General features: G+C 70.6%; 24 protein-coding genes. 12 read left to right on the top strand and 12 right to left on the bottom strand.

What is annotated here, in order from left to right; translation table 11 throughout:
- Positions 1-138 precede the first annotated feature (138 nt).
- Positions 139-1,023 carry a TerD family protein gene (locus ACFY93_RS29730; protein WP_391364693.1) on the top strand — a complete coding sequence of 295 codons (885 nt, stop codon included), beginning with the start codon at positions 139-141 and terminating at the stop codon, positions 1,021-1,023.
- A gap of 43 nt (positions 1,024-1,066) precedes the next feature.
- Here ACFY93_RS29730 and ACFY93_RS29735 read toward each other — a convergent pair whose 3' ends face one another.
- The 6 genes from ACFY93_RS29735 to ACFY93_RS29760 form a co-directional block, all read right to left on the bottom strand.
- Positions 1,067-1,804, bottom strand: a complete 738-nt coding sequence (locus ACFY93_RS29735; RefSeq protein WP_391364695.1) for a Tellurium resistance — start codon at positions 1,802-1,804, stop codon at positions 1,067-1,069.
- A gap of 127 nt (positions 1,805-1,931) precedes the next feature.
- On the bottom strand, positions 1,932-3,077 hold the full coding sequence (locus ACFY93_RS29740) for a DUF475 domain-containing protein (RefSeq protein WP_391364697.1): 1,146 nt from the start codon (positions 3,075-3,077) through the stop codon (positions 1,932-1,934).
- Positions 3,078-3,212: 135 nt separating this feature from the next.
- Positions 3,213-3,788, bottom strand: a complete 576-nt coding sequence (locus ACFY93_RS29745) for a TerD family protein (RefSeq protein WP_391364699.1) — start codon at positions 3,786-3,788, stop codon at positions 3,213-3,215.
- Between the two features lie 115 nt (positions 3,789-3,903).
- Positions 3,904-4,479: a calcium homeostasis/redox stress adaptation protein gene (locus tag ACFY93_RS29750; RefSeq protein WP_391364700.1), complete on the bottom strand. Its 576-nt coding sequence runs from the start codon at positions 4,477-4,479 to the stop codon at positions 3,904-3,906.
- A gap of 114 nt (positions 4,480-4,593) precedes the next feature.
- Positions 4,594-5,052 (bottom strand): redoxin domain-containing protein, encoded by a 459-nt coding sequence (locus ACFY93_RS29755; RefSeq protein ID WP_391364702.1) that lies wholly within the window; start codon positions 5,050-5,052, stop codon positions 4,594-4,596.
- 278 nt (positions 5,053-5,330) lie between these two features.
- Positions 5,331-5,768 (bottom strand): DUF3052 family protein, encoded by a 438-nt coding sequence (locus ACFY93_RS29760; RefSeq protein ID WP_391364704.1) that lies wholly within the window; start codon positions 5,766-5,768, stop codon positions 5,331-5,333.
- A gap of 505 nt (positions 5,769-6,273) precedes the next feature.
- Here ACFY93_RS29760 and aceE point away from each other — a divergent pair.
- Entirely contained in the window at positions 6,274-9,021 is a 2,748-nt protein-coding gene (aceE, locus tag ACFY93_RS29765; protein WP_391364706.1) for a pyruvate dehydrogenase (acetyl-transferring), homodimeric type, read from the top strand.
- A 79-nt stretch (positions 9,022-9,100) separates the two neighbouring features.
- Here aceE and ACFY93_RS29770 read toward each other — a convergent pair whose 3' ends face one another.
- Entirely contained in the window at positions 9,101-9,409 is a 309-nt protein-coding gene (locus ACFY93_RS29770) for a small hydrophobic protein (protein ID WP_391364708.1), read from the bottom strand.
- A gap of 236 nt (positions 9,410-9,645) precedes the next feature.
- The gene (locus ACFY93_RS29775) at positions 9,646-11,256 is read right to left on the bottom strand and encodes a DHA2 family efflux MFS transporter permease subunit (protein ID WP_391364710.1); all 1,611 of its coding nucleotides are present in this window, start codon (positions 11,254-11,256) and stop codon (positions 9,646-9,648) included.
- 112 nt (positions 11,257-11,368) lie between these two features.
- On the opposite strand from ACFY93_RS29775, the gene ACFY93_RS29780 reads away from it, so the two are divergent.
- The 3 genes from ACFY93_RS29780 (at position 11,369) to ACFY93_RS29790 (ending at position 14,339) form a co-directional block, all read left to right on the top strand.
- Positions 11,369-12,010 (top strand): TetR family transcriptional regulator, encoded by a 642-nt coding sequence (locus ACFY93_RS29780; protein WP_391364712.1) that lies wholly within the window; start codon positions 11,369-11,371, stop codon positions 12,008-12,010.
- A 183-nt stretch (positions 12,011-12,193) separates the two neighbouring features.
- Positions 12,194-13,414, top strand: coding sequence for an alpha/beta hydrolase (locus tag ACFY93_RS29785; protein ID WP_391364713.1), 1,221 nt, complete (start codon positions 12,194-12,196; stop codon positions 13,412-13,414).
- A 58-nt stretch (positions 13,415-13,472) separates the two neighbouring features.
- Complete coding sequence (locus ACFY93_RS29790; protein WP_391364772.1) at positions 13,473-14,339, top strand: DUF4429 domain-containing protein; 867 nt, start codon at positions 13,473-13,475, stop codon at positions 14,337-14,339.
- 51 nt (positions 14,340-14,390) lie between these two features.
- On the opposite strand, the gene ACFY93_RS29795 is transcribed toward ACFY93_RS29790, so the two are convergent.
- Together ACFY93_RS29795 and ACFY93_RS29800 are read right to left on the bottom strand one after the other, a co-directional pair.
- Positions 14,391-15,407, bottom strand: a complete 1,017-nt coding sequence (locus ACFY93_RS29795; protein ID WP_391364715.1) for an aldo/keto reductase — start codon at positions 15,405-15,407, stop codon at positions 14,391-14,393.
- Positions 15,404-15,886, bottom strand: a complete 483-nt coding sequence (locus tag ACFY93_RS29800; RefSeq protein ID WP_391364717.1) for a MerR family transcriptional regulator — start codon at positions 15,884-15,886, stop codon at positions 15,404-15,406. The genes ACFY93_RS29795 and ACFY93_RS29800 overlap by 4 nt, the downstream gene beginning before the upstream one ends.
- Before the next feature lie 118 nt (positions 15,887-16,004).
- Between ACFY93_RS29800 and ACFY93_RS29805 the strand changes: the two genes are divergently transcribed.
- Positions 16,005-16,493, top strand: a complete 489-nt coding sequence (locus ACFY93_RS29805) for a GNAT family N-acetyltransferase (protein ID WP_391364719.1) — start codon at positions 16,005-16,007, stop codon at positions 16,491-16,493.
- Between the two features lie 19 nt (positions 16,494-16,512).
- Entirely contained in the window at positions 16,513-17,343 is an 831-nt protein-coding gene (locus tag ACFY93_RS29810; RefSeq protein WP_391364721.1) for a serine hydrolase, read from the top strand.
- An 85-nt stretch (positions 17,344-17,428) separates the two neighbouring features.
- On the opposite strand, the gene ACFY93_RS29815 is transcribed toward ACFY93_RS29810, so the two are convergent.
- Positions 17,429-18,079: a pirin family protein gene (locus ACFY93_RS29815; protein WP_391364775.1), complete on the bottom strand. Its 651-nt coding sequence runs from the start codon at positions 18,077-18,079 to the stop codon at positions 17,429-17,431.
- Positions 18,080-18,388: 309 nt separating this feature from the next.
- On the opposite strand from ACFY93_RS29815, the gene ACFY93_RS29820 reads away from it, so the two are divergent.
- From ACFY93_RS29820 to fabF, 5 genes are all read left to right on the top strand, one after another.
- Positions 18,389-19,594, top strand: coding sequence for a helix-turn-helix domain-containing protein (locus ACFY93_RS29820; protein WP_391364723.1), 1,206 nt, complete (start codon positions 18,389-18,391; stop codon positions 19,592-19,594).
- Positions 19,595-19,683: 89 nt separating this feature from the next.
- A complete protein-coding gene (locus tag ACFY93_RS29825; protein ID WP_391364725.1) occupies positions 19,684-20,598 on the top strand; it encodes an acyltransferase domain-containing protein in 915 nt (304 codons plus the stop codon).
- 14 nt (positions 20,599-20,612) lie between these two features.
- Positions 20,613-21,680 carry a beta-ketoacyl-ACP synthase 3 gene (locus ACFY93_RS29830; protein ID WP_391364727.1) on the top strand — a complete coding sequence of 356 codons (1,068 nt, stop codon included), beginning with the start codon at positions 20,613-20,615 and terminating at the stop codon, positions 21,678-21,680.
- Positions 21,681-21,753: 73 nt separating this feature from the next.
- Positions 21,754-22,002 (top strand): acyl carrier protein, encoded by a 249-nt coding sequence (locus ACFY93_RS29835; protein ID WP_005478792.1) that lies wholly within the window; start codon positions 21,754-21,756, stop codon positions 22,000-22,002.
- An 85-nt stretch (positions 22,003-22,087) separates the two neighbouring features.
- Positions 22,088-23,359 carry a beta-ketoacyl-ACP synthase II gene (fabF, locus tag ACFY93_RS29840; RefSeq protein ID WP_391364729.1) on the top strand — a complete coding sequence of 424 codons (1,272 nt, stop codon included), beginning with the start codon at positions 22,088-22,090 and terminating at the stop codon, positions 23,357-23,359.
- A gap of 100 nt (positions 23,360-23,459) precedes the next feature.
- Here fabF and ACFY93_RS29845 read toward each other — a convergent pair whose 3' ends face one another.
- A complete protein-coding gene (locus ACFY93_RS29845; RefSeq protein ID WP_391364731.1) occupies positions 23,460-23,954 on the bottom strand; it encodes a DUF3145 family protein in 495 nt (164 codons plus the stop codon).
- Positions 23,955-24,017 lie beyond the last annotated feature (63 nt).

Below are 24,017 nucleotides of genomic sequence, written 5' to 3' on the forward strand. Positions count from 1 at the left end.
CGGTAATAGTACGTAAGTACCCACCTGGACGGTTCCCACTGGGTGTGAAGTCCAGGTAACCCCTCCGTGTCCGGCAGCCGCTGCCGGGGCGGCGACCCCGCGTTGTCGTGAGCAGGTCCGAGAGGGCAGGATGACCGTATGACGCGAGGGATGCTGAAGGGATCGAACGTCCCGCTGGACGCCACGGCGGTACGGGCGGTCCTGCGCTGGACGCCCGGGCAGGGCTCCCCTGACGTCGATGTCTCGGCGCTGCTCCTCGGCCACGACGGCCGGGTGCGTTCCGACGAGGACTTCGTCTTCTACAACCAGCCCCGCCATCCCTCGGGCACGGTCTGGCGGCTCGGCAAGAAGCGCGTCACCGAGGGCCTGACCGACACGGTCCAGACGGACCTGGCGGGTGTCGAGTCCGCAGTCGGCCGGATCCTGGTCGTCGCGTCGGCGGACGGCGTCGCCTTCGACCGCGTACGCGGCCTGCGCATCCTGCTGTACGACGCGGCCGTCCCGGACGGCGAACCGCTCACGTACTTCGACATCAAGCCGGAGACCGGCGCCGAGACGGCCCTGATCTGCGGAGAGCTGTACCGGCGCGGCGAGGGCTGGAAGTTCCGGGCGCTCGGCGAGGGCTATTCGAACGGCCTGGAGGGGCTGGCCGGCGACTTCGGGATCTCGGTGGACGAGTCGGAGCCCGAGGCCACCCGGGCCCCCGAGACGTCCTTCCCGCTGCCTCCCGAGCAGCCCGCGCCCGCACCCCAGTCGCCGCCCGAACCGGCCTCCGGGGTGCCGCGGCAGCCCGCGTACGGCTATCCGCAGGAGCCCGTGACGCAGCCGGGCCCGCAGCCCGCGTACGGCTACCCGCAGCCCGCCGGGCAGCCGGACCGGCCGGCCTACGGCTACCCGCAGCCCCAGGCGGCCGCCGCGCAGACGGCCGCCCCGCCCGCGTACGGCTTCCCGCAGGCGGCGGGCGCGCTGCCGGACCCGGACTTCAGGCTGCCTCCGCAGGGGCCCCAGTTCATCGGCAGGTGAGGACCGCCGGCCGGGCGCCGGCGCGGACGTCCCCGGCCGGTGCTCAGCGGCCGGCCGTGGACTTGTAGCCGCGGCCCCACTGCAGGCCCCAGCCGTAGAGGCGGTCCAGCTCGGCCTGGAAGCCGTAGACGAACTTGACCTCGCGGCGCACGGTGAGCTCGCCCTTGTTGTTCTCTATCATCACGACGGCGCAGGAGCGGGCCTGCGGGTGCCGCTCGTCGAGGCCGATCTCGATCCGCGGCCCGTTGCTCGGGTAGAGCGTGACCACCGCGTGCGTACGGTCGAAGGCCGGGGTCTGGTCGTAGATGTAGACGAAGACCAGCAGACGCTTGATGTCGTCGCGGTGGTCGAGGTTCACGTAGACCGTCTCGCCCGTCCCGGAACCGAAGCGGTCGTCACCGCTGAGCTTGACGTACGGCGCCGCGTTGATGTCGCCGAAGAAGCTGCCCAGCGGCTGCACGACGCCCTTCTCGCCGTCCGTGAGCTCGTACATGACGCCCAGGTCGAGGTCGACGTTGACCATGCTCTGGGTGTGTGCCTGGACGACCTCCGGCTTGAAGGTGCTGAAGGGGTGGCGCAGCAGGCTGCCGCGCCGGCCGGAGTCGAGGTCGGAGGTGCGCATCCGCCAGGACAGGTTGATGCGCAGGTTGCCGGTGGCCGCTCCCTGCTTGGTGAGCGAGACCGTCTGATGCCGTTTGGTCAGCTGGATGGAGTTGCTGGCCGCGCTGCCGGAGTCGAAGTCCGCCGAGCGTCCGCGCCACAGGTCCTGCCAAAAGCTCATCTGCGCCCCCCACACGTGTCCGTGACCGCCGCGGGGCGGCCCCGAGGACTCGTCCTCGCAAGCCGCCCCGCTCCAAGCGTTCCCTCACTCGGGCCCGGATCACACACCGCGATCCCGCCCGGCCGGTTCAGACCCCGGACGAGACCTCGCTGCGGTCACCCGCGCCGCCTTCTCCCCCGGCGGCCTCCAGCGCCTTGTTGCGGCGCACCGAGGACCAGAAGGACCAGGCGATCAGGACGACGCCGACGAGGCCGGTGATGACCTCGTTGATCTCGTACTGGATGGTGACGAGCAGGATCACGGCGAGGGCGCCGATCGCGTAGTGCGCGCCGTGCTCGAGGTAGACGTAGTCGTCGAGGGTGCCCTGGCGGACCAGGTAGACGGTGAGGGACCGGACGTACATGGCGCCGATACCGAGACCGAGGGCCATCAGCACGATGTCGTTGGTGATGGCGAAGGCGCCGATCACACCGTCGAAGGAGAAGGACGCGTCCAGGACCTCCAGGTAGAGGAACATGAAGAACGCGGCCTTGCCGGCGAGGACGGCGGCCGACTGCTTCTTGCCGGTCTTCCTGGCCTCTTCCTCGGCCTCGTGCTCCCGCTCCTCCTCTTCCTCGAGTTTGTCCTCGAAGTACCCGGAGAGCCCGCCGACGATCATGTACGTGATGAGGCCGGCGATGCCGGAGATCAGGACCGTCTGTCCCTTGTCGACGTGCGCGCCGCCGTGCTGGTGGGCGTGGGCGGCGACCGTCATGGAGGCGATCAGCAGGGCGATCAGGGCGAGGCAGACCGACAGCATGTCGACCTTGCCGAGCTTGGCGAGCGGCCGCTCGATCCAGCGCAGCCACTGGATGTCCCGGTCCTCGAAGATGAAGTCGAGGAAGATCATCAGCAGGAACATGCCGCCGAAGGCGGCGATCGCCGGGTGAGCGTCGGTGACGAGCTGCTGGTAGCGGTCCTTGTCGGTCAGCGCGAGGTTGACCGCGTCGACCGGATTCAGCTTGGCCGTGATGGCGACGATCACCACGGGGAAGACCAGCCGCATACCGAAGACGGCGATCAGCACACCGACCGTGAGGAAGATCTTCTGCCAGAAGGCATTCATCTTCTTCAGGATTCCGGCGTTGACCACCGCGTTGTCGAAGGACAGCGAGATCTCGAGGATGGACAGGATCGCCACGACCCCGAGGCCGGTCCACCCGTCGTAGAGAACCGCTGCGGCCAGGCCGAGCGCGGTGACCGCGAACGACCAGCCGAAGGTTTTCAAAAGCACTGGCTACCCAATCATGTGATGGGGGCACCCCCAAGCGGTTGACTTGAGGGTGCTCCTCCCCCGCGCCGCACTCGGCTTTACCCAACGTTGACCACGGAGTCTAGGGGGCGGCCCCTTCGGCTGGCGAAGGTGGTCCTACGAAACGTTGACGCCGAAGTCGAGGGCGATGCCCCGCAGCCCGGAGGCGTACCCCTGTCCCACGGCGCGGAACTTCCACTCCGTGTTGTAGCGGTAGACCTCGCCGAAGATCATCGCGGTCTCCGTCGAGGCGTCCTCCGAGAGGTCGTAGCGCGCCAGTTCCTGGCCGTCGGCCTGGTTGACGACGCGGATGAACGCGTTGCTGACCTGGCCGAAGGTCTGGCCCCGGTTGTCCGCGTCATGGATCGAGACCGGGAAGACGATCTTGTCGACGTTCGCCGGCACCTTGGAGAGGTCGATCAGGATCGACTCGTCGTCGCCCTCGCCCTCACCCGTGAGGTTGTCCCCGGTGTGCTCCACCGAGCCGTCCGGGCTCTTGAGCTGGTTGTAGAAGATGAACCACTCGTCTCCGAGCACCCGGCCCGAGTTGCACAGCAGCGCGCTGGCGTCGAGGTCGAAGTCGGCTCCTGTGGTGGAGCGCGCGTCCCAGCCCAGCCCGATCATCACCTGTGTGAGGTTCGGTGCGGCCTTCGAGAGGGAGACATTGCCCCCCTTGGCAAGCGTGACGCCCATGATGCTGGTCCTCCCCGAGGTACGGCTTTGAGTTGTACGGCACGTCCGGCGCCGCCCCTGACGGGTGCGGCGCCGGACGTGGGGGCCCGGACCCGTCGGCCCGGACGCTGTCGGCTCAGACGTTCACGCCGAAGTCCTGCGCGATGCCGCGCAGGCCCGAGGCGTAGCCCTGGCCGATGGCACGGAACTTCCACTCCGCGCCGTGACGGTAGAGCTCGCCGAAGACCATCGCGGTCTCCGTCGAGGCGTCCTCGGACAGGTCGTAGCGCGCGATCTCCGCCTCGCCCGCCTGGTTCACGACGCGGATGAACGCGTTGCGGACCTGGCCGAAGGACTGCTGGCGGTTCTCGGCGTCGTAGATGGAGACGGGGAAGACGATCTTCTCGACCTCGGCCGGCACCGCCGCGAGGTTGATCTTGATCTGCTCGTCGTCGCCCTCGCCCTCACCGGTGATGTTGTCCCCGGTGTGCTCGACGGAGCCGTCCGGGCTCTTGAGGTTGTTGAAGAAGACGAAGTTGGCGTCGCTGCTGACCTTGCCGTCCGCGTTCGTCAGGATGGCGCTGGCGTCCAGGTCGAAGTCGGTACCGGTGGTGGTACGGACGTCCCACCCGAGACCGACGATGACCGCCGTCAGGCCAGGGGCCTCCTTGGTCAGCGATACGTTGCCGCCCTTGCTGAGGCTGACTCCCACGAGTCCTCCAATTGGTGTCGAGGGGCGGGGAGCCCCGCCGTGCGTGTGACATCGGATCAACGTGTCGATCCTAGTGAGGGGTTCCCGCCCCATGCAGGCCTTGCGACCGAAGAATCAGAGGGTGTCGAGCGCCTTGACGTACTCGTTCAGGTCACGCGCGTCAGGAAGACCGTTGACGACGGTCCACCGGACGACGCCCTCCTTGTCGATGATGAAGGTGCCGCGCACGGCGCACCCCTTGTCCTCGTCGAAGACGCCGTACGCCCGCGAGGTCTCGCCGTGCGGCCAGAAGTCGGAGAGCAGCGGGTACTCCAGGCCCTCCTGCTCGGCGAAGACGCGCAGGGTGTGGATGGAGTCGTTGGAGACGGCGAGGAGCTGCACGTCGTCGTTGACGAAGTTCGGCAGCTCGTCGCGCAGGGCGCACAGCTCGCCGGTGCACACACCCGTGAAGGCGAAGGGGTAGAACAGCAGCACCACGTTCTTCTCGCCGCGGAAGTCCGAGAGCCGCACGGTCGCGCCGTGGTTGTCCTTCAGCTCGAAGTCCGGGGCCTTGGTGCCTGCCTCGATCGCCATAATTTTGCGTCCCTTCCCTGGGCTGTTCGGGTCACCACCCAGCCTACGCAGTGATCACCCACCCCCGCGGAAAGGGTCTTCCCCCCGCCCCTGTCCGCCCCGGGATGTCCGGCCCGTCCGGCGCCTGAGGACGAGGCCGGGACAACCAGCCCGTCCGGCGTTCGAGGACGAGGCCGTCAGGCCGGTACGACGGGACCGGGCCGACCGATACGACGGGACCGGGCCCCGGGGAGCAGGAACTCCCCGGACACCCGGCCCCGATCAAGCCCAGCGCAGCGTCACCGCTTGGACTTGGCCGCCTTGGGCGTAGCCAGCCGGCTGCCGCTCCAGTCCTTGCCCACGCTGACGGTCTTGGTCTGGGACAGACCCGCGGTCGTCGCGGCCTCGGCGATGTCGCTGGGCTCCACATAGCCGTCACGGCCGGTCTTCGGCGTCAGCAGCAGGATGGTGCCACCCTCTTCGATGTACGTGGTGGCGTCCACCAGCGCATCCGTCAGGTCGCCGTCCTCGTCGCGGAACCACAGCACGACGGCGTCGGCGACGTCGTCGTACTCCTCGTCCACGAGGTCACTGCCGATGACTTCTTCGATGGCCTCGCGGAGCTCCTGGTCGACGTCGTCGTCGTAGCCGATCTCCTGGACCACCTGCTCGGGCTGGAAACCCAACCTCGCGGCCGGGTTCGTCCTCTCCTCCGCGTGGTCCGCGGTCGCGCTCACGGGTTGCCTCCTGATCATGTTCGGTATGGGTCTTCCCCCGCTCCGGAGGAACTCGGGGAAGTTTTCGGCCGCGCGCGTGCGCGCGGCGTTGGCCGTAGTCCACACGGGCGGGGCGGATCGCGCAAGTACCCGGCGGTCGAGACCGCCGAAACGGTGACGATCCTGGCGGTGTCGACGCAACTCCAGGCACGCGAACACCCCGTCCAGTGACGCACACCACACCGTTCTGCCCCGTTTGTTCCTTTCGGAACCCTCCGTGTGTCCGAGAGGCGAACGACTTTGCGGAACGCGTCACGCACTGAGCGTATCGTTGCGTTTTGGCCGGGCCCGTCCCCGCCTGCCCCGGGACCGTCCTGGTTACCCCTGGGTAGAGGTGACGATTCCGTCCTCGAGGTACACGATGAGGGAACGGTGCGGACAGGGCTGACCGGGACTCCGGCACGCCCCTGAAAGCCCTCCGACAAGCGAAAGAACGACAGCGCCCCTCCGACAGCGAAGGAACAGCGTGGCTTCCGGATCCGATCGCAACCCGATCATCATTGGCGGCCTTCCCAGCCAGGTCCCGGATTTCGATCCCGAGGAGACCCAGGAGTGGCTCGACTCCCTGGACGCCGCCGTGGACGAGCGCGGCCGTGAGCGGGCCCGCTACCTGATGCTGCGTCTGATCGAGAGGGCCCGCGAGAAGCGCGTGGCCGTGCCCGAGATGCGCAGCACGGACTACGTCAACACGATCGCGACCAAGGACGAGCCGTTCTTCCCGGGCAACGAGGAGATCGAGCGGAAGGTCCTCAACGCCACCCGCTGGAACGCGGCCGTGATGGTCTCGCGCGCCCAGCGGCCCGGGATCGGGGTGGGCGGCCACATCGCCACGTTCGCGTCCTCCGCCTCGCTGTACGACGTGGGCTTCAACCACTTCTTCCGCGGCAAGGACGAGGGCGACGGCGGCGACCAGGTCTTCTTCCAGGGGCACGCCTCCCCCGGCATCTACGCGCGCGCGTACCTGCTCGACCGGCTCTCCGAGGAGCAGCTCGACGGGTTCCGCCAGGAGAAGTCGAAGGCCGGCCACGCGCTGTCCAGCTACCCGCATCCGCGCTCGATGCCGGATTTCTGGGAGTTCCCGACGGTCTCCATGGGCCTCGGCCCGCTCGGCGCGATCTTCCAGGCGCGGATGAACCGCTACATGGAGGCGCGCGGGATCGCGGACACCTCCAGGTCGCACGTGTGGGCGTTCCTCGGCGACGGCGAGATGGACGAGCCGGAGTCGCTGGGCCAGCTGTCCATCGCCGCCCGTGAGGGCCTGGACAACCTGACCTTCGTGGTCAACTGCAACCTCCAGCGCCTCGACGGCCCGGTACGCGGCAACGGCAAGATCATCCAGGAGCTGGAGTCGCAGTTCCGCGGCGCCGGGTGGAACGTCATCAAGCTGGTCTGGGACCGCACCTGGGACCCGCTGCTGGCCCAGGACCGGGACGGCGTGCTCGTCAACCGGCTGAACACCACGCCCGACGGCCAGTTCCAGACGTACGCCACCGAGACGGGCGCGTACATCCGTGAGCACTTCTTCGGTGACGACCACCGGCTGCGCACGATGGTCGAGAACATGACCGACGCCCAGATCCTGCACCTGGGCCGCGGCGGGCACGACCACCGGAAGATCTTCGCGGCGTTCTCGGCGGCCAAGGCGCACAAGGGCCAGCCGACGGTGATCCTGGCGCAGACGGTCAAGGGCTGGACGCTCGGCCCGAACTTCGAGGGCCGCAACGCCACGCACCAGATGAAGAAGCTGACGGTCGCCGACCTCAAGCACTTCCGCGACCGGCTGCACCTGCCGATCTCCGACAAGGAGCTGGAGGACGGCCCGCCGCCGTACTACCACCCGGGCCGGGACACGGAGGAGATCCAGTACATGCACGACCGCCGGCTGTCGCTCGGCGGTTATGTGCCGACGCGCGTCGTGCGGTCCAAGCCCCTCGCCCTGCCCGAGGACAAGACGTACGCGAGTGTGAAGAAGGGTTCGGGTCAGCAGTCGATCGCCACGACCATGGCGTTCGTGCGGCTGCTCAAGGACCTCATGCGGGACAAGGAGATCGGCAGGCGTTTCGTGCTGATCGCGCCCGACGAGTACCGCACGTTCGGCATGGACTCGTTCTTCCCGAGCGCGAAGATCTACAACCCGCTCGGCCAGCAGTACGAGTCGGTGGACCGCGAGCTGCTGCTCGCGTACAAGGAGTCGCCGACCGGGCAGATGCTGCACGACGGCATCTCCGAGGCGGGCTGCACGGCCTCGCTGATCGCGGCGGGCTCGTCGTACGCGACGCACGGCGAGCCGCTGATCCCGGTGTACGTCTTCTACTCGATGTTCGGTTTCCAGCGCACCGGTGACCAGTTCTGGCAGATGGCCGACCAGCTGGCGCGCGGTTTCGTCCTGGGCGCGACCGCGGGACGCACGACGCTGACCGGTGAGGGCCTCCAGCACGCGGACGGGCACTCGCAGCTGCTCGCCTCGACCAACCCGGCGTGCGTCGCCTACGACCCGGCGTTCGGCTTCGAGATCGCGCACATCGTGCAGAGCGGCCTGAGCCGGATGTACGGCTCCTCGGAGGAACACCCGCACGGCGAGGACGTGTTCTACTACCTCACCGTCTACAACGAGCCGATCCGGCACCCGGCCGAGCCCGCGGACGTGGACGTGGAGGGCATCGTCAAGGGCATCCACCGGTACGCGGCGGGCACCTCGGGCGTGATCCCGGCGCAGATCATGGCGTCCGGCGTGGCCGTGCCGTGGGCCGTGGAGGCGCAGCGCATCCTCGCCGAGCAGTGGAACGTGCGGGCGGACGTCTGGTCGGCGACCTCCTGGAACGAGCTGCGCCGCGAGGCCGTCGAGGTGGAGCGGCACAATCTGCTGCACCCCGAGGAGGAGCAGCGCGTCCCGTACGTGACCCGCAAGCTGTCGGGCGCCGAGGGTCCGTTCGTGGCCGTCTCCGACTGGATGCGGTCGGTTCCGGACCAGATCGCGCGCTGGGTGCCGGGGACGTACCAGTCCCTCGGCGCGGACGGCTTCGGTTTCGCGGACACGCGGGGCGCGGCCCGGCGGTTCTTCCACATCGACGCGGAGTCGATCGTGGTCGCGGTGCTGACGGAGCTGGCGCGTGAGGGCAAGGTCGACCGGTCCGTGCTGAAGCAGGCCGTCGACCGCTACCAGCTGCTCGACGTGGCGGCGGCCGACCCGGGCCCCGCGGGCGGCGACGCGTAGGCGCGTACGCACGAACGCGTAGGCACGAAGAGGGGCCCCGGCCGTAGCCGGGGCCCCTCTTCGTGTCACTCCCGAGGCGTCAGAACATGCCGTTCCCGTAGGAGGCGGCTCCGACGAGCCAGATGATCGCGAGGAGTGTGTCGATCGCGCCCAGTACGAGGGCCACGAGGGCCGGTACCGGGCGGGCGCCGTTCCAGCTGCGCCCCATGCCGAGCCAGCCGCAGACGACCGCGATCGGGCCGAGGACGATCCCCAGCACGAAGAAGCCCGCGATCGCGCAGATGACTCCGATGATTCCGAGCGTCGCGCGGTCCGGCCCGTCCCCTGACCTCATCCGGTCACGTGAACGAGGGTGCTTGCGCGTGGTGTGTCCGAAGCCCGCCATCATCAACTCCCTGGACCGTGAGCCGGCCGATCGCCGGCCGGCTCGGGCTTGACAAGCGGGTACCCCGGTTCTCCCGGGGCAGACCTCCGCCCGCGCCGCCGCCCGCCGGCCGTGCGCCGCGGCCGGGCCCAGTCCCCGTGCCGTACGGGGGACTTGACCCACTGTGACCTGCGGCGCGCAACCGGCGGGCGGCTCGGCCCGGTTCGGCGTCCGGCGGGCGAACGGACCGGCGCGAGACCCTAGATGTGCCCGGCTCCGGCGCCCGCTTCGGCGTTCTCGCCGCGCTTAGTGAGGAGGGCGACCAGGACCGCCACCACGGCGACACCGGCGGCGACCAGGCAGGCCAGGCTCATCCCGGAGATGAAGGTGTCGTGGGCGACACCGGTGATCTTCTCGGCGAGTGCGGCGGGGGTGCCCTTCGGCACCGGCGCGGCACCGACCTGGACCGCCTCGGAGGCCTGGTCGAGCTGGGCCGGGGTGAGCGGCGGCAGCTTGGCGTCCGCCCAGTTGCCGGGGAGGTCGCCGTCGACCTTGGAGGCCATCACGGCGCCCAGGACGGCCGTACCGAGGCTGCCGCCGATCTGCATGGCGGCCTGCTGGAGACCGCCGGCGACGCCGGAGAGCTCCAGCGGGGCGTTGCCCACGATGACCTCGGTGGCGCCGACCATGACGGGGGCGAGGCCGAGACCGAGGGCGACGAACCAGAGCGACATGACCGCGCCGCTCGTGCCGGTGTCCAGCGTCGACATGCCGAACATGGCGACGGCCGTCAGCACCATGCCGCCCGCCAGCGGGATGCGCGGGCCGGTCTTGGTGATCAGGGCACCGGCCAGCGGCGATCCCACGATCATCATTCCGGTCAGCGGCAGCAGATGCAGACCGGCGTCGACCGGGCTCATCCCGTGCACGTTCTGCAGGTAGAAGGTGACGAAGAACAGGCCGCCGAGGAACGCGATGGCCATCAGCACCATCAGCACCACACCGGCCGACAGCGGCACGGAGCGGAAGAGGCCCAGCGGGACGAGCGGTTCGCGGACCTTGGTCTCCCAGAAGGCGAACAGCGCGAAGCCGAGGACGGAGGCGCCGAGGAACAGCCACGTGGTGCCGTCGCCCCAGCCCCAGGTCGGCGCCTTGATGATGGCCCAGACCAGGCAGAACATCGCCGCGGAGAGCAGCGCGATGCCGAGCACGTCGAAGGAGCGCGGGGCGTTCTCGGCGCGGTGGTCCTTGAGGATCAGCAGGCCGAGGACGAGCGCGACGACGCCGACCGGCACGTTGACGAAGAAGACGGACTGCCAGCTGACGTGCTGGACGAGCAGGCCGCCGATGATCGGGCCGCCCGCGGTGGAGGCGCCGATGACCATGCCCCAGATGCCGATCGCCATGTTCAGCTTCTCGGCCGGGAAGGTCGCCCGCAGCAGGCCGAGCGCGGCCGGCATCAGCAGGGCGCCGAAGAGGCCCTGGAGCACCCGGAAGGTGACCACGAGGGCGATGCTGTCGGACAGGCCGATGGCGCCCGAGGACGCCGCGAAGCCGACCACGCCGATGAGGAAGGTCTGCCGGTGCCCGAACCGGTCGCCGAGCTTTCCGGCGGTGATCAGGGCCACCGCGAGCGCGAGGAAGTATCCATTGGTGATCCACTGGACGTCGGCGAACGTCGCGCCCAGGTCGTCCTTGATGGTGGGGTTGGCGATGGCCACGATGGTGCCGTCCAGGGCGACCATCATGACGCCGATCGCCACGCTGAAGAGCGTCAGCCAGGGGTGGCCACGCAAACCCTTGGTGGGGGTCGGGTCGGACGGTGCGGCTGGGGCCTTGTCGGCCGGGCCCGTCGCGGTCTGACTAGTCATGTTTTCGAGGCTAGTGTCAGTCGCTGACAGTTGACAAACCCATTCTCGTGTCAGCGGCTGACGAATCACTCACAGGTAACCTGATCCGGCCCGAGGGGCGGAAAGAGGACTTATGGACACGGCTTCACAGCCCGGACTGCGCGAGCGCAAGAAACAGCGGACGCGGGACGCGCTGCTGCGGGCCGCGCTCGAACTGTTCACCACCGACGGGTACGACTCGACGACCGTCGACGAGATCGCCGAGGCCGTCGGCGTCTCGCAGCGCACCTTCTTCCGCTACTTCGCGGGCAAGGAGGACGCCGCCTTCTTCGTCCAGCGGATCACGGAGTCCCACTTCCTCGCCGCACTGCGCGAACGCCCTCCACACGAGGCCCCCTTGGAGGCGATGCGGCGCGCGGTCCTGGAGAGCTGGGACACCATCGGCGAGGCGATCGAGGCCATCATCCCGATCGAACTCCACATGCGCACCTATCAGTTGATCGAGTCCACCCCCACCCTGCTGGCCGCGCACCTGCGCCGCTCGGCGGAGATGGAGGAGGAGCTCGCCCGGGTGATCGCACAGCGGGAGGGACTCGACGTGGACGCGGACCCGAGGCCGCGGGTGGCGGTGGCCGTGTTCGGCGGAGTGATGCGCGTCACAGGCCGGTTGTGGGGCGCGGGCGAGGACATCAGCGTCGCGGCCATCCGCGAACTGACGACGCGTTACCTCGACCAGGTGGGGCCGGCGCTGGCGGAGCGCTGGCACGAGGAGTGACACCGGCACCCGCGACACGGGCCGGTCACCCCTGGAACGAACGTTCCTCTGTGCCGAATTGCGCACATAGCGTGACTCTTTACACCGTACTGAACCCGCTTTGACCCAATTACCCCATCCGAAACGTGATCCGCCTCACTCGTGCGACGGGAGGCCCCTCGCATCTCCTAGGGTGTCCTCTCAGTGACTTCCTTCGACGACTCCACCCCCCAACTGAACGTCTGGCGCCTCCTGCTCGCGCTGGCCGTGGTGTTCGTGATGCTGGCGACCACCGGATGGACCGCAGCGCACAGTCACCGGCAGGCGACTCCACTGGAGGCGTCGCTCCACAAGTGGGAGCACGGGCACGTCGGCGGGCGCCCGCTGCCCGACCCGGACTCCGCGCCGGCCCGGCTCGCCCACTTCTTCGCCTCGCTCGGCGCACCCCAGCGCACCCTTCTCGCCCACCGCTACCCGCTGGCGGTCGGCAACATGAACGGGGCACCGGCACGGCTGCGCTACGAGGCCAACCGCGTCGCCCTCGGTCAGGCCCGCCGGGTCGAGCTGGGGCGCACCCACGACCCGCGGCTGTCCCCCTCCGGGCAGCGCGACGCGGGCCGCCGCATGGACCGCTACACCTCCCTGATGCGCGACGGCCGCAAGATCCTCGCCTTCGACCCGCTGGGCTCGGGCCGCGTCGCCGAGGTCTTCGGAGACCTCGACACGGCCCAGCGCGTCTCCGTCGTGGTGCCCGGCGTCGACACGGACCTGCTCACCTTCCAGCGCACCGACCGCACGTACTCGGCACCCGTCGGCATGGCACGCGCCCTGCACGGGGCGGAGCGGGCGGCCCGCCCCTCGGCGCGTACGGCCGTGATCGCCTGGGCCGACTACACGGCACCCAGCGGCCTCGGCATGGACGCGGCCACCGCGATGCGCGCCGAGGACGGCGCGGTCCGGCTGAACGCGATGGTGCGCGGGCTGCCCGGCCGCTCACCGGTCGTCCTGTACTGCCACAGCTACGGCTCGGTGCTGTGCGGTGTGGCCGCCCGTGACCTGCCCTCCCGCGTCACGGACATCGCGGTCGCCGGCAGCCCGGGGATGCACGCGGACAATGCCTCGCGGCTGGGCACGGCGGCCCGGGTGTGGGCCATGCGCGACTCCGACGACTGGATCCAGGACGTGCCCTATCTGGAGGTCGGCGGGCTCGGCCACGGTGCCGACCCGGTCTCCTCCGCCTTCGGCGCGCGCGTGCTGTCCGCCGCGGGTGCGAAGGGCCACGCCGGCTACTTCGAACCGGGCACCGAGAGCCTGCGGAACTTCGCCGAGATCGGCGTTGGCGCGTACCGTGCGGTGCACTGCGCACACGGAAACGGCGTATGCCGGGAGGGTTTGTCCGGCACGGCACAGGACGGACGCGCGTAGAGGGCGCAGGAAGTACGGTCTGCCGGAGGAGGGGACGGAGAAGCGCGTGCCGCATACGATGGCCCGCATGGGTGACGTACTGGCCGGATTTCATGCCGCCTGGGAGTTCGAGTCCGACTCCGTGCTCATCCGCTTCGAACGGGGGATCCGCACGCCGAAGCTGTTCCAGGCGCTCGGCGAACGCCGTATCCCGCTGGAAGCGATCGCGGCGGTGACACTGACCCCGGGACGGCGCGGCACGGTCGTGCTGCACGCCGTGCCCAGACCCGGCGCCGATCCGCTCATGGAGGCGGCCGCGGGGCAGCTCATGGAGACGTGCGACCCGTACCGGCTGGTGCTGCCTCCCGAGCGCGAGACGCTCGCCGAGTACTACCGGGACGAACTGCGGCCGGTGATCGCCGGCGGTGACGCGGGGCAGGCCGAGCGCTACCTCGTGCAGGCGCCGGAGGCCCCGCAGCACTTCAAGGCGTACGACGGCAAGGCGTCCTTCGACGGCAAGTCGGTGTCCTTCCGCTGGTCCTGGACGGGCGCCTCGTCCGCCAAATGGAAGGCGGGCGACCAGAGCTTCCCCGTCGCCGACCTCAGCGGCGTCGAATGGCGCTCCCCCGAGGTCTTCGAGGGCCATCTGCGGCTGCTGCGCCGCGAACCGCCCTCCGTGCAGCCCGCCCAGGCCGACCAGGACCCGGCGGCCGTCGTCTTCGGCCTCGGCTACGGCCCGGTGCACGAGTCGCTGCCCTTCGCGGCCTCCGTCCTGGCCGCGGTCCGCGCCTGCGGCCCCGCGGCGCTGGTGCCGGCCGCCGCGCCCCGCCGGGACCCGGCCGACATCGCCGACCGCATCCGCCACCTCGGCGAGCTGCACGAGGCCGGTCTGGTCACGGACGAGGAGTTCTCGACGAAGAAGGCGGAGCTGCTGGCGCAGCTGTAGGACCGGCGCGGGCGGCCCCGCCCCGTGCGGGGCCGCCCGCGCCGGTACCCGCTACTCGCGGCCCGCCGAGGTGAACGCCATGTCCGCGTACCGGTTGCCCGCCACCTTGGAGGCGATCGGCTCCAGCAGCCGCAGCTCGTCCTCGCCGAGGACGATGCGGGTCGCGGCCACGTTCTCCTCGACACGGTGGCTCTTGCGGGTGCCCGGGATCGGCACGACGGCCAGGCCGTGGACGGCCGCCCGCTGCTGGACCCAGGCCAGCGCGACCTGCCCCAGCGACGCGCCGTGGGCCTCGGCGACGGCCCGCACCGGCTCCAGCAGAGCGGTGTTGGCGGCCGCGTTGTCCCCGGTGAAACGGGGCTGCTGACGGCGGAAGTCGCCCTCGGACAGCTCCTGCTCGGCGTTGGCGAACGAGCCGGTGAGGAAGCCCCGGCCGAGCGGCGAGTACGGCACCAGGGCGACGCCCAGCTCCTGGGCCGCCCGCACCACGCCGCCCTCGATGTCCCGGCTGAACAGCGACCACTCCGACTGCACGGCGGCGATCGGATGCACGCCCTGCGCGGCCCGCAGCTCGCCGCCGGTGACCTCGCTCAGCCCGAGGTGCTTGACCTTGCCCTCGCGGACCAGCTCGGCCATCACGCCGACGGTCTCCTCGATGGGGATGTTCACGTCACGGCGGTGCATGTAGTAGAGGTCGATCACGTCCACGTCGAGACGCTCCAGGCTCGCCTCCACCGCCCGGCGGATGTACGGCGCGTCGTTGCGGATGACCCGCTTCGTCGGCTCGCCCTCGGGGATCGACAGGGCGAACTTCGTGGCGACCACCACCTCGTCGCGGTGTGCCGCGAAGAACGGCGCCAGGAACCGTTCGTTCTCGCCCGCTCCGTAGGCGTCCGCCGTGTCGTAGAGCGTGACGCCGAGCTCCAGCGCCCGCTCCAGGGTGGCCCGTGCCGCCTCGGTGTCCGTGGGCCCGTACCCGAAGCTCATGCCCATGCAGCCGAGCCCCTGCACACCGACCTCGGGGCCGTCCGCGCCGAGCTGCACCTTCGCGATCCTGCTGTCCGTCATCGGGACCTCTCCGACGCCGGGGCGTGCCCCGCGTCCGCATAGAAACTGATCTTGTGGTCGAGCACCGCGAGCGTGTCCTGGAGCTCGTCGATCCGGCTGAGCACGTCGCGGCGGGTGGCTTCGAGCAGCTCTCGGCGCTCGGCGAAGGTGTGGTCGCCCTCGCGCACCAGCTCCGCGTACCGCACCATGCCGGCGACCGGCATCCCGGTCAGCCGGAGCTTGCCGACGAAGCCGAGCCAGTCCAGGTCGCGGTTGTTGTAGCGGCGCTGGCCCGTGTGCGAGCGGTCGATGTGCGGCATCAGGCCGATCCGCTCGTACCAGCGCAGGGTGTGCGCCGTCAGGCCGGTGAAGGCGACGACCTCACTGATCGTGTAGCTGTCCTGCCCGTCCGGGCGCGGATGGCGCGGGGGCGGCGCGGCGCAACTGTCGGTCCCGGTGCCGCTGCCGCCGACCGCGGCCGTGCTCTCCATCACCGTCATGACCTCAACGCTATGACCTTGGAGTGCACTCGAAGCAAGCGAGCAGGGGCGAACACTCCGGCGAAGTCCCCGTAAACGCGGGAGACGTCCCCCCTGCGGGATGGTTAACGTGCCCATCATGAGTCTCGTACGCCGTGCCGTGCCCGAGGACGCCGGGGAAGTGCTGCGCCTGCGCCAGGTGATGATCGACTCGGTCTTCGCGCCCGACGCCTCCGCCCCCGCCGCTTCCGCCTCCGACTGGCACGCCGAGTCGCTGCCCACCGTGCGGCGCCGGCTCGCCGAGTCCGACGGGGAGTTCGCCGCGTTCGTCGTCGACCACCCGGAGCGGCCGGGCGCGCTCGCCGCGCTGGTCGCCGGGACGCTGGAGTACCGGATCGGGCGGGCGGGCAATCCGCACGGGGCGGTCGGGCACGTCTTCAGCGTCGCGACCGATCCGGACGCGCGGCGCAGAGGGTACGCGCGGGCCTGCATGGAGACCCTGCTGGAGTGGTTCCGCGAGCGGGGCGCCGCACAGGTCGACCTGAACGCGTCCGCGGCGGCCGAGCCGCTCTACGCCTCTCTCGGCTTCGTCCGCAAGCCCGACCCCTCGATGCGGCTGAACCTCTGAGCGGCTTAACCTCGTACGCATGTCGTTGCAGAGCCTGGCGCTGATCGAGAACTGGCCCGTCCCCACCGCGGCCGCGGCCGTCGTCCGTGCGGACGGCACGGTGCTGGGGGCGCACGGGCCCACCGGGCACCGCTTCGCCCTCGCCTCGGTCACCAAGCCGCTCGCCGCGTACGCCGCGCTCGTCGCGTACGAGGAGGGGGCCGTCGAGTTCGACGAGCCGGCCGGGCCCGAGGGCTCGACGGTCCGTCACCTCCTCGCGCACACCTCGGGCCTCGCCTTCGACGAGCACCGGGTGACCTCCGCGCCGGGCGAGCGGCGGCTGTACTCCAACGCCGGGTTCGAGGTGCTCGGGGACCACATCGCCAAGGCGACGGACATCCCCTTCGCGGAGTATCTGCGCCAGGCGGTGCTGGACCCGCTGGGCATGACGTCCACGTCGCTGGAGGGGACCGGGTCGCCGGCCAAGGACGGGGTGTCCACGGTGGACGACCTGGTGCGGTTCGCCGCCGAGGTGCAGGCGCCGCGACTGCTGGACCCGCGGACGGTGGCGGAGGCGATGACCGTCCAGTATCCGGGGACGAAGGGCGTCCTTCCCGGATACGGGCACCAGAACCCGAACGACTGGGGGCTCGGCTTCGAGATCCGGGACGGCAAGTCCCCGCACTGGACGGGGACCTCGTCCTCGCCGCGGACCTTCGGTCACTTCGGGCAGGCCGGTACGTTCCTGTGGACCGACCCGGTGGCCGGGGTGGCGTGTGTCGCGCTGGCCGACCGGGCGTTCGGACCCTGGGCGGTCGAGGCGTGGCCGCCCTTCACGGACGCGGTACTGGCGGAGGTCCGGGGCGGCTGACGTCAGGTCAGCGGGGGCCGTGCGCCGCCGACGGTTCGCGGGGCCGGGCGGCGTGCGCCGCGCGGCGCGCATGAGGTGCCCCCGGCTACGTCATCTCCCACAGCAGCAGTTCCGCCGGTGAACCCGCCACCGCCTCCAGGCCCTTCGCGTTCTCGATGCGGGCCGCGTCGCCCTCGGCGAGTTCCTCGCCGTCGAGCCGGATCTCGCCGCGGACCACGTGGGCGTAGAGGTACGGGGCGTCGGGGATCGCGGTGCGTTCGCCCTCGGCGAGGCGGCGGACGTGCAGGAGGGCGGCCGCCTCGGGGACGGCGTACGGGGTGGAGTCGGCGATGCCGCGGACGGTCTCGTACGCGGGCTCACCGCCCGGTTCCAGCGGGGCCAGCCACATCTGGACGAAGACCAGCGGTTCGGAGCCGTCGTTGCGCTCGACGTGGCGGACGCCGCCCGCCGAACTGAGGCGCTGCACGTCCCCGGCGCGGACCACCGACTCGTGGCCGGCCGAGTCCCGGTGGGTCAGCTCGCCCTCGACGACCCAGGTCACGATCTCGGTGTGGCTGTGCGGATGCTCGTCGAAACCCGCGCCGGGTGCCAGCCTCTCCTCGTTGCAGGCGATCATGGCGCCGAAGCGGAGGTTGCCCGGGTCGTAGTGCGGGCCGAAGGAGAAGGCGTGCAGGGACTCGATCCCGGCCGCCGGGTCCCCGCCCGGATAGCGCTCGTGCGCGCGCCGTACATCCATCACGTCCCCACCGTAGGACCTGTCCGGCCGATCACGCCGCAGACGCGGGGTCTGGCACGCACATCTGCGGCGTTGTCGTCAGTCGCCGACTCCCCCACGCTCGACTTCGCTCGCGCGGGGGGGGACCCCCATCGCGTCGACTCCCTCCTCCGCCTTGCAGCTGCACGCGCCAGACCCCGCTCACCCGGTTCGACAAGGCGCCGTCGCTTTCCTGCGGCCTGATCGGCCGGACAGGTCCTGACCGCGCGAGCGCCCAGGTCCGGGACCCGCCGCCGCACGCGCACGTCCCGATAAGGCAGTCTTGTCCACGTGCCCGAACCCGAAGCAGGCAAGACCGAGCCCACAGCGCACGCCGTCCACGCGCACTCCGCGACCCTCAGGCGACTGGAGAAGTCGTCGGGGAGTCTCGCCGCGCAGGCCATCACGCGCATGGACGAGACGCTGCCGTGGTACCGGGCGATGCCACCGGAGAACCGTTCCTGGATCGGGCTGGTCGCCCAGGCCGGCATCGCCGCGTTCACCGAGTGGTTCCGGCGGCCGGACGCGCCCCAGGCCATCTCCACCGATGTCTTCGGCACCGCGCCCCGCGAGCTGACCAGGGCGATCACCCTGCGCCAGACCGTCGAGATGGTGCGGACGACGATCGAGGTCATGGAGAGCGCGATCGACGAGGTCGCCGCACCCGGTGACGAGTCGGTGCTCCGCGAGGCCCTGCTGGTGTACGCCCGCGAGATCGCGTTCGCGACCGCCCAGGTGTACGCGCAGGCCGCCGAGGCACGGGGTGCCTGGGACGCCCGCCTGGAGTCGCTGGTCGTGAACGCGGTGCTGTCCGGGGAGGCCGACGAGGGCGCCGTGTCGCGGGCCGCCGCCCTCGGCTGGAACTCCCCCGAGCACGTCTGCGTGGTCCTCGGCACGGCGCCGGACGGCGACAGCGAACTGACCGTCGAGGCGATCCGGCGGGCGGCCCGCCACGCGAAGCTCCAGGTCCTCACCGGAGTGCTCGGCGACCGGCTGGTCGTCATCGCGGGCGGCAGCGACAATCCGCTGGGCGTGGCGAAGTCCCTGATCGGTCCCTATGCCGCCGGTCCCGTCGTGGCCGGGCCGATCGTGCCCGACCTGCTGGCCGCGACCCGGTCCGCGCAGGCCGCCGCCGCCGGTCTCAAGGCGTGTTCCGCGTGGCAGGACGCGCCCCGCCCGGTGCTGTCGGACGATCTGCTGCCGGAGCGCGCCATAGCCGGAGATCCCTCCGCCCGTGAGCAGTTGGTGGAGGAGATCTACAGACCGTTGGAGGAGGCCGGATCGGCTCTCCTGGAGACGCTGAGCGTGTACCTGGAACAGGCGAGCAGCCTGGAGGGCGCGGCACGGATGCTGTTCGTCCATCCCAACACCGTGCGCTACCGGCTCCGACGTGTGACTGACGTCACCGGATGGTCCCCTTCGGACGTGCGCTCCGCGTTCACGCTGCGGATCGCGCTCATACTGGGGCGTCTCGCCGATGGAGATTCTCAGAGCTAGCCTTTTGTCGGGGGTCTACAATTCCCCCTTCTGTTCTTCGTCCCTGTCCTCACGGGCGGCCCGGGCCGCCTCCAAGAGAGAGTGTGAGAGTGCTCGTACTCGTCGCTCCCGGCCAGGGCGCCCAGACGCCCGGCTTCCTGACTCCTTGGCTCGAACTGCCTGGCGCCGCCGACCGGCTCGCCGGCTGGTCGGACGCCATCGGGCTCGACCTTGCCCACTACGGCACCCGGGCCGACGCGGACGCGATCCGCGACACGGCCGTGGCCCAGCCGCTGCTCGTCGCCGCCGGGCTGCTGTCCGCGGCGGCCCTCGGCGACGTGGCACCGGGTGCCGTCGCGGGGCACAGCGTCGGTGAGATCACCGCCGCCGCGTTCGCGGGCGTCCTCGACGACACGGCCGCGCTGACCCTCGTGCGCAAGCGGGGTCTGGCGATGGCCGAGGCCGCCGCCGTCACGAAGACCGGCATGTCGGCGCTGCTCGGCGGGGACCCGGAGACGACCGTCCCGCATCTGGAGAAGCTCGGCCTGACTCCGGCGAACGTGAACGGCGCGGGCCAGATCGTGGCCGCCGGCACGCTGGAGGAGCTGGCCGCCCTGGAGGCGGACATGCCCGAGGGTGTGCGCCGGGTCGTGGCCCTCAAGGTCGCGGGCGCCTTCCACACGCGTCACATGGCCCCCGCGGTCGAGGCGCTGGCGCGGGCCGCCGAGGAGCTGGCTCCGGCGGACCCGAAGGTCACGTACGTCTCGAACAAGGACGGCCGGTCCGTCACGACGGGCACCGAGGTCGTCTCGCGGCTGGTCGGCCAGGTGGCCAACCCGGTGCGCTGGGACCTGTGCATGGAGACGTTCAAGGCGCTCGGTGTGACCGCGCTGGTCGAGGTGTGCCCGGGCGGCACGCTGACCGGCCTGGCCAAGCGCGCCCTGCCCGGTGTGCGGACGCTGGCGCTGAAGACCCCCGACGACCTGGACGCGGCTCGCGAGCTCATCGCCGAGCACGTCTCCTAAGGAGCCGACGCAGCATGTCGAAGATCAAGCCGAGCAAGGGCGCCCCGTACGCGCGGATCCTGGGCGTGGGCGGCTACCGCCCGACGCGGGTCGTGCCGAACGAGGTGATCCTGGAGAAGATCGACTCGTCCGACGAGTGGATCCGCTCGCGCTCCGGCATCCAGACCCGGCACTGGGCCTCGGACGAGGAGACCGTCGCCGCGATGTCCATCGAGGCGTCCGGCAAGGCGATCGCCGACGCCGGGATCAGCGCCGCGCAGATCGGTGCCGTGGTCGTCTCCACCGTCTCGCACTTCGCCCAGACCCCCGCCATCGCCACCGAGATCGCCGACAAGCTCGGCACCGAGAAGGCCGCCGCCTTCGACATCTCGGCCGGCTGCGCGGGCTTCGGCTATGGCCTCACCCTCGCCAAGGGCATGATCGTCGAGGGTTCGGCCGAGTACGTCCTCGTCATCGGTGTCGAGCGCCTGTCCGACCTGACCGACCTGGAGGACCGCGCGACGGCCTTCCTCTTCGGTGACGGCGCGGGCGCGGTCGTCGTCGGCCCCGCCCAGGAACCCCACATCGGCCCGACCGTGTGGGGCTCGGAGGGCGACAAGGCCGGCACGATCAAGCAGACCGTGTCGTGGGACCGTTTCCTCCCCCGCTCTCGGCTCCGCTCGATCGTGGGGACCCCCACCGGGGACGTCTCCGAACTCCCGCTCGACTCCAAGGGCGAGATCAAGTTCCCTGCCATCACGCAGGAGGGCCAGGCGGTCTTCCGCTGGGCCGTGTTCGAGATGGCGAAGGTCGCCGCCCAGGCGTTGGAAGCGGCCGGAATCACCCCGGACGACCTGGATGTCTTCATCCCTCACCAGGCCAACGAGCGGATCATCGACTCGATGGTGAAGACTCTCAAACTGCCGGAGCACGTCACGGTCGCCCGCGACGTGCGCACCACCGGCAACACCTCGGCCGCCTCGATTCCGCTCGCGATGGAGCGGCTCCTGGCGACCGGCGAGGCGAAGAGCGGCGACACCGCGCTCGTCATCGGCTTCGGGGCGGGTCTCGTCTACGCCGCCACGGTCGTTACCCTCCCCTAGGCACACCGTCCGGATCTCTTTCCGGCCGGAAGTACCGCCACACCCTCTGGATACACACGAAGGAGCGCCTCACATGGCCGCCACAAAGGAAGAGATCGTCGCCGGTCTCGCCGACATCGTGAACGAGATCGCCGGCATCCCGGTCGAGGACGTCCAGCTGGACAAGTCCTTCACCGACGACCTGGACGTCGACTCGCTGTCCATGGTCGAGGTCGTCGTCGCCGCCGAAGAGCGCTTCGACGTCAAGATCCCGGACGACGACGTCAAGAACCTCAAGACCGTCGGCGACGCGACCGACTACATCCTCAAGCACCAGGCCTGAGCCACCGCTCCTGCCTCGTGCTGACTGCCCCGCCACCCGGCGGTGGCGCCGCTGAATCCTCGTATCCGTTGGAGAAAGAATTCCCGTGAGCCCGACCAATCGCACCGTGGTCGTCACCGGTATCGGCGCAACCACACCGCTGGGTGGCGACGCAGCCTCTACCTGGGAGGGCCTGGTCGCCGGACGTTCCGGTGTCGGTCCCCTCGAGCAGGACTGGGCCGCCGACCAGGCGGTCCGCATCGCCGCGCAGATCGCCGTGGAGCCGGGCGAGGTCATCCCCCGCCCGCAGGCCCGCCGGCTCGACCGCTCGGCGCAGTTCGCGCTGATCGCGGCCAAGGAGGCGTGGGCCGACGCCGGTTTCACCGACAAGGCGGGCGAGGACCCGGCCGTCGACCCGGACCGGCTCGGCGCGGTCATCGCCTCCGGCATCGGCGGCGTCACGACCCTGCTCGACCAGTACGACGTGCTGAAGGAGAAGGGCGTACGCCGCGTCTCCCCGCACACCGTCCCCATGCTCATGCCGAACGGCCCGTCCGCGAACGTGGGCCTCGCCGTCGGCGCCCGCGCCGGTGTGCACACCCCGGTCTCCGCGTGCGCGTCGGGTGCCGAGGCCATCGGCTACGCGATCGAGATGATCCGCACGGGCCGCGCCGACGTCGTCGTCGCCGGCGGCACCGAGGCGGCCATCCACCCGCTGCCCATCGCCGCCTTCGGCAACATGATGGCGATGTCCAAGAACAACGACGACCCGCAGGGTGCCTCGCGTCCCTACGACGTCGCCCGTGACGGCTTCGTCCTCGGTGAGGGCGCCGGCGTCATCGTCCTGGAGTCCGCCGAGCACGCCGCCGCGCGCGGCGCCCGTGTCTACGCGGAGGCGGTCGGCCAGGGCATCTCCGCCGACGCCCACGACATCGTGCAGCCGGAGCCCGAGGGCCGCGGAATCTCGCACGCCCTGCAGAACCTGCTCGACAACACGGACCTGGACCCGGCCGAGATCGTGCACGTGAACGCGCACGCCACCTCGACGCCCGCCGGTGACGTCGCCGAGCTGAAGGCGCTGCGCAAGGTGTTCGGCGACGACGCCGACCACATGGCGGTCTCCGCGACCAAGTCGATGACCGGCCACCTCCTCGGCGGTGCCGGCGGTGTCGAGTCCGTCGCCTCGGTGCTCGCCCTGTACCACCGCATCGCTCCCCCGACCATCAACGTCGAGAACCTCGACCCGGAGGCGGAGGCCAACGCCGACGTCGTCCGCGGTGAGGCCCGCAAGCTGCCGGTCGACGGCCGCATCGCCGCGCTGAACGACTCGTTCGGCTTCGGCGGCCACAACGTCGTGCTGGCGTTCCGGACCGTCTGACGGTCTCACGGACCTCAGCCGAAAGGCCCACCCGGTGAACTCCGGGTGGGCCTTTCCCGTGCGTGCGGGCCTACGCCGGCCGGGTGCCGTGCGCGGCGTGTCAGACGACCTGGTGGAGCCAGCGCACCGGGGCGCCCTCGCCCGCGTAGCGGAAGGGTTCGAGTTCGTCGTCCCAGGGCTTGCCGAGGAGCCCCGCGACCTCGCTCTCCAGGTCGCTCTCGCCGTGCAGGGAGCGGGTGAGGGCGGCGCGCAGCCGGTCCTCGGGGATCAGGATGTCGCCGTGGATGCCGGTGACGGCGTGGAAGATGCCCAGCTCGGGCGTGCAGCTGTAGCGCTCGCCCTCGGCGGTGGCGCAGGGCTCGGCGGTGACCTCGAAGCGCAGCATCTGCCAGCCGCGCAGCGCCGAGGCGAGCTTGGAGGCGGTGCCCGCCTCGCCCTTCCAGGAGAACTCGGATCTCCAGGTGCCGGGGGACGCCGGCTGCCGGATCCAGTCGAGGTTCACCCGCGTACCGAGCACGCCCGCGACCGCCCACTCGACGTGCGGGCACAACGCGCGTGGCGCGGAGTGCACGTAGAGAACGCCACGTGTCGTCACTGGGGCCTCCGGACAGAGCGAGACATCTTGTAACTTGGCGGAACGGCGGTGGCGAGGTCGGCC

The sequence above is a fragment of the Streptomyces sp. NPDC008313 genome, from assembly GCF_042956125.1.
Classification (GTDB): domain Bacteria; phylum Actinomycetota; class Actinomycetes; order Streptomycetales; family Streptomycetaceae; genus Streptomyces.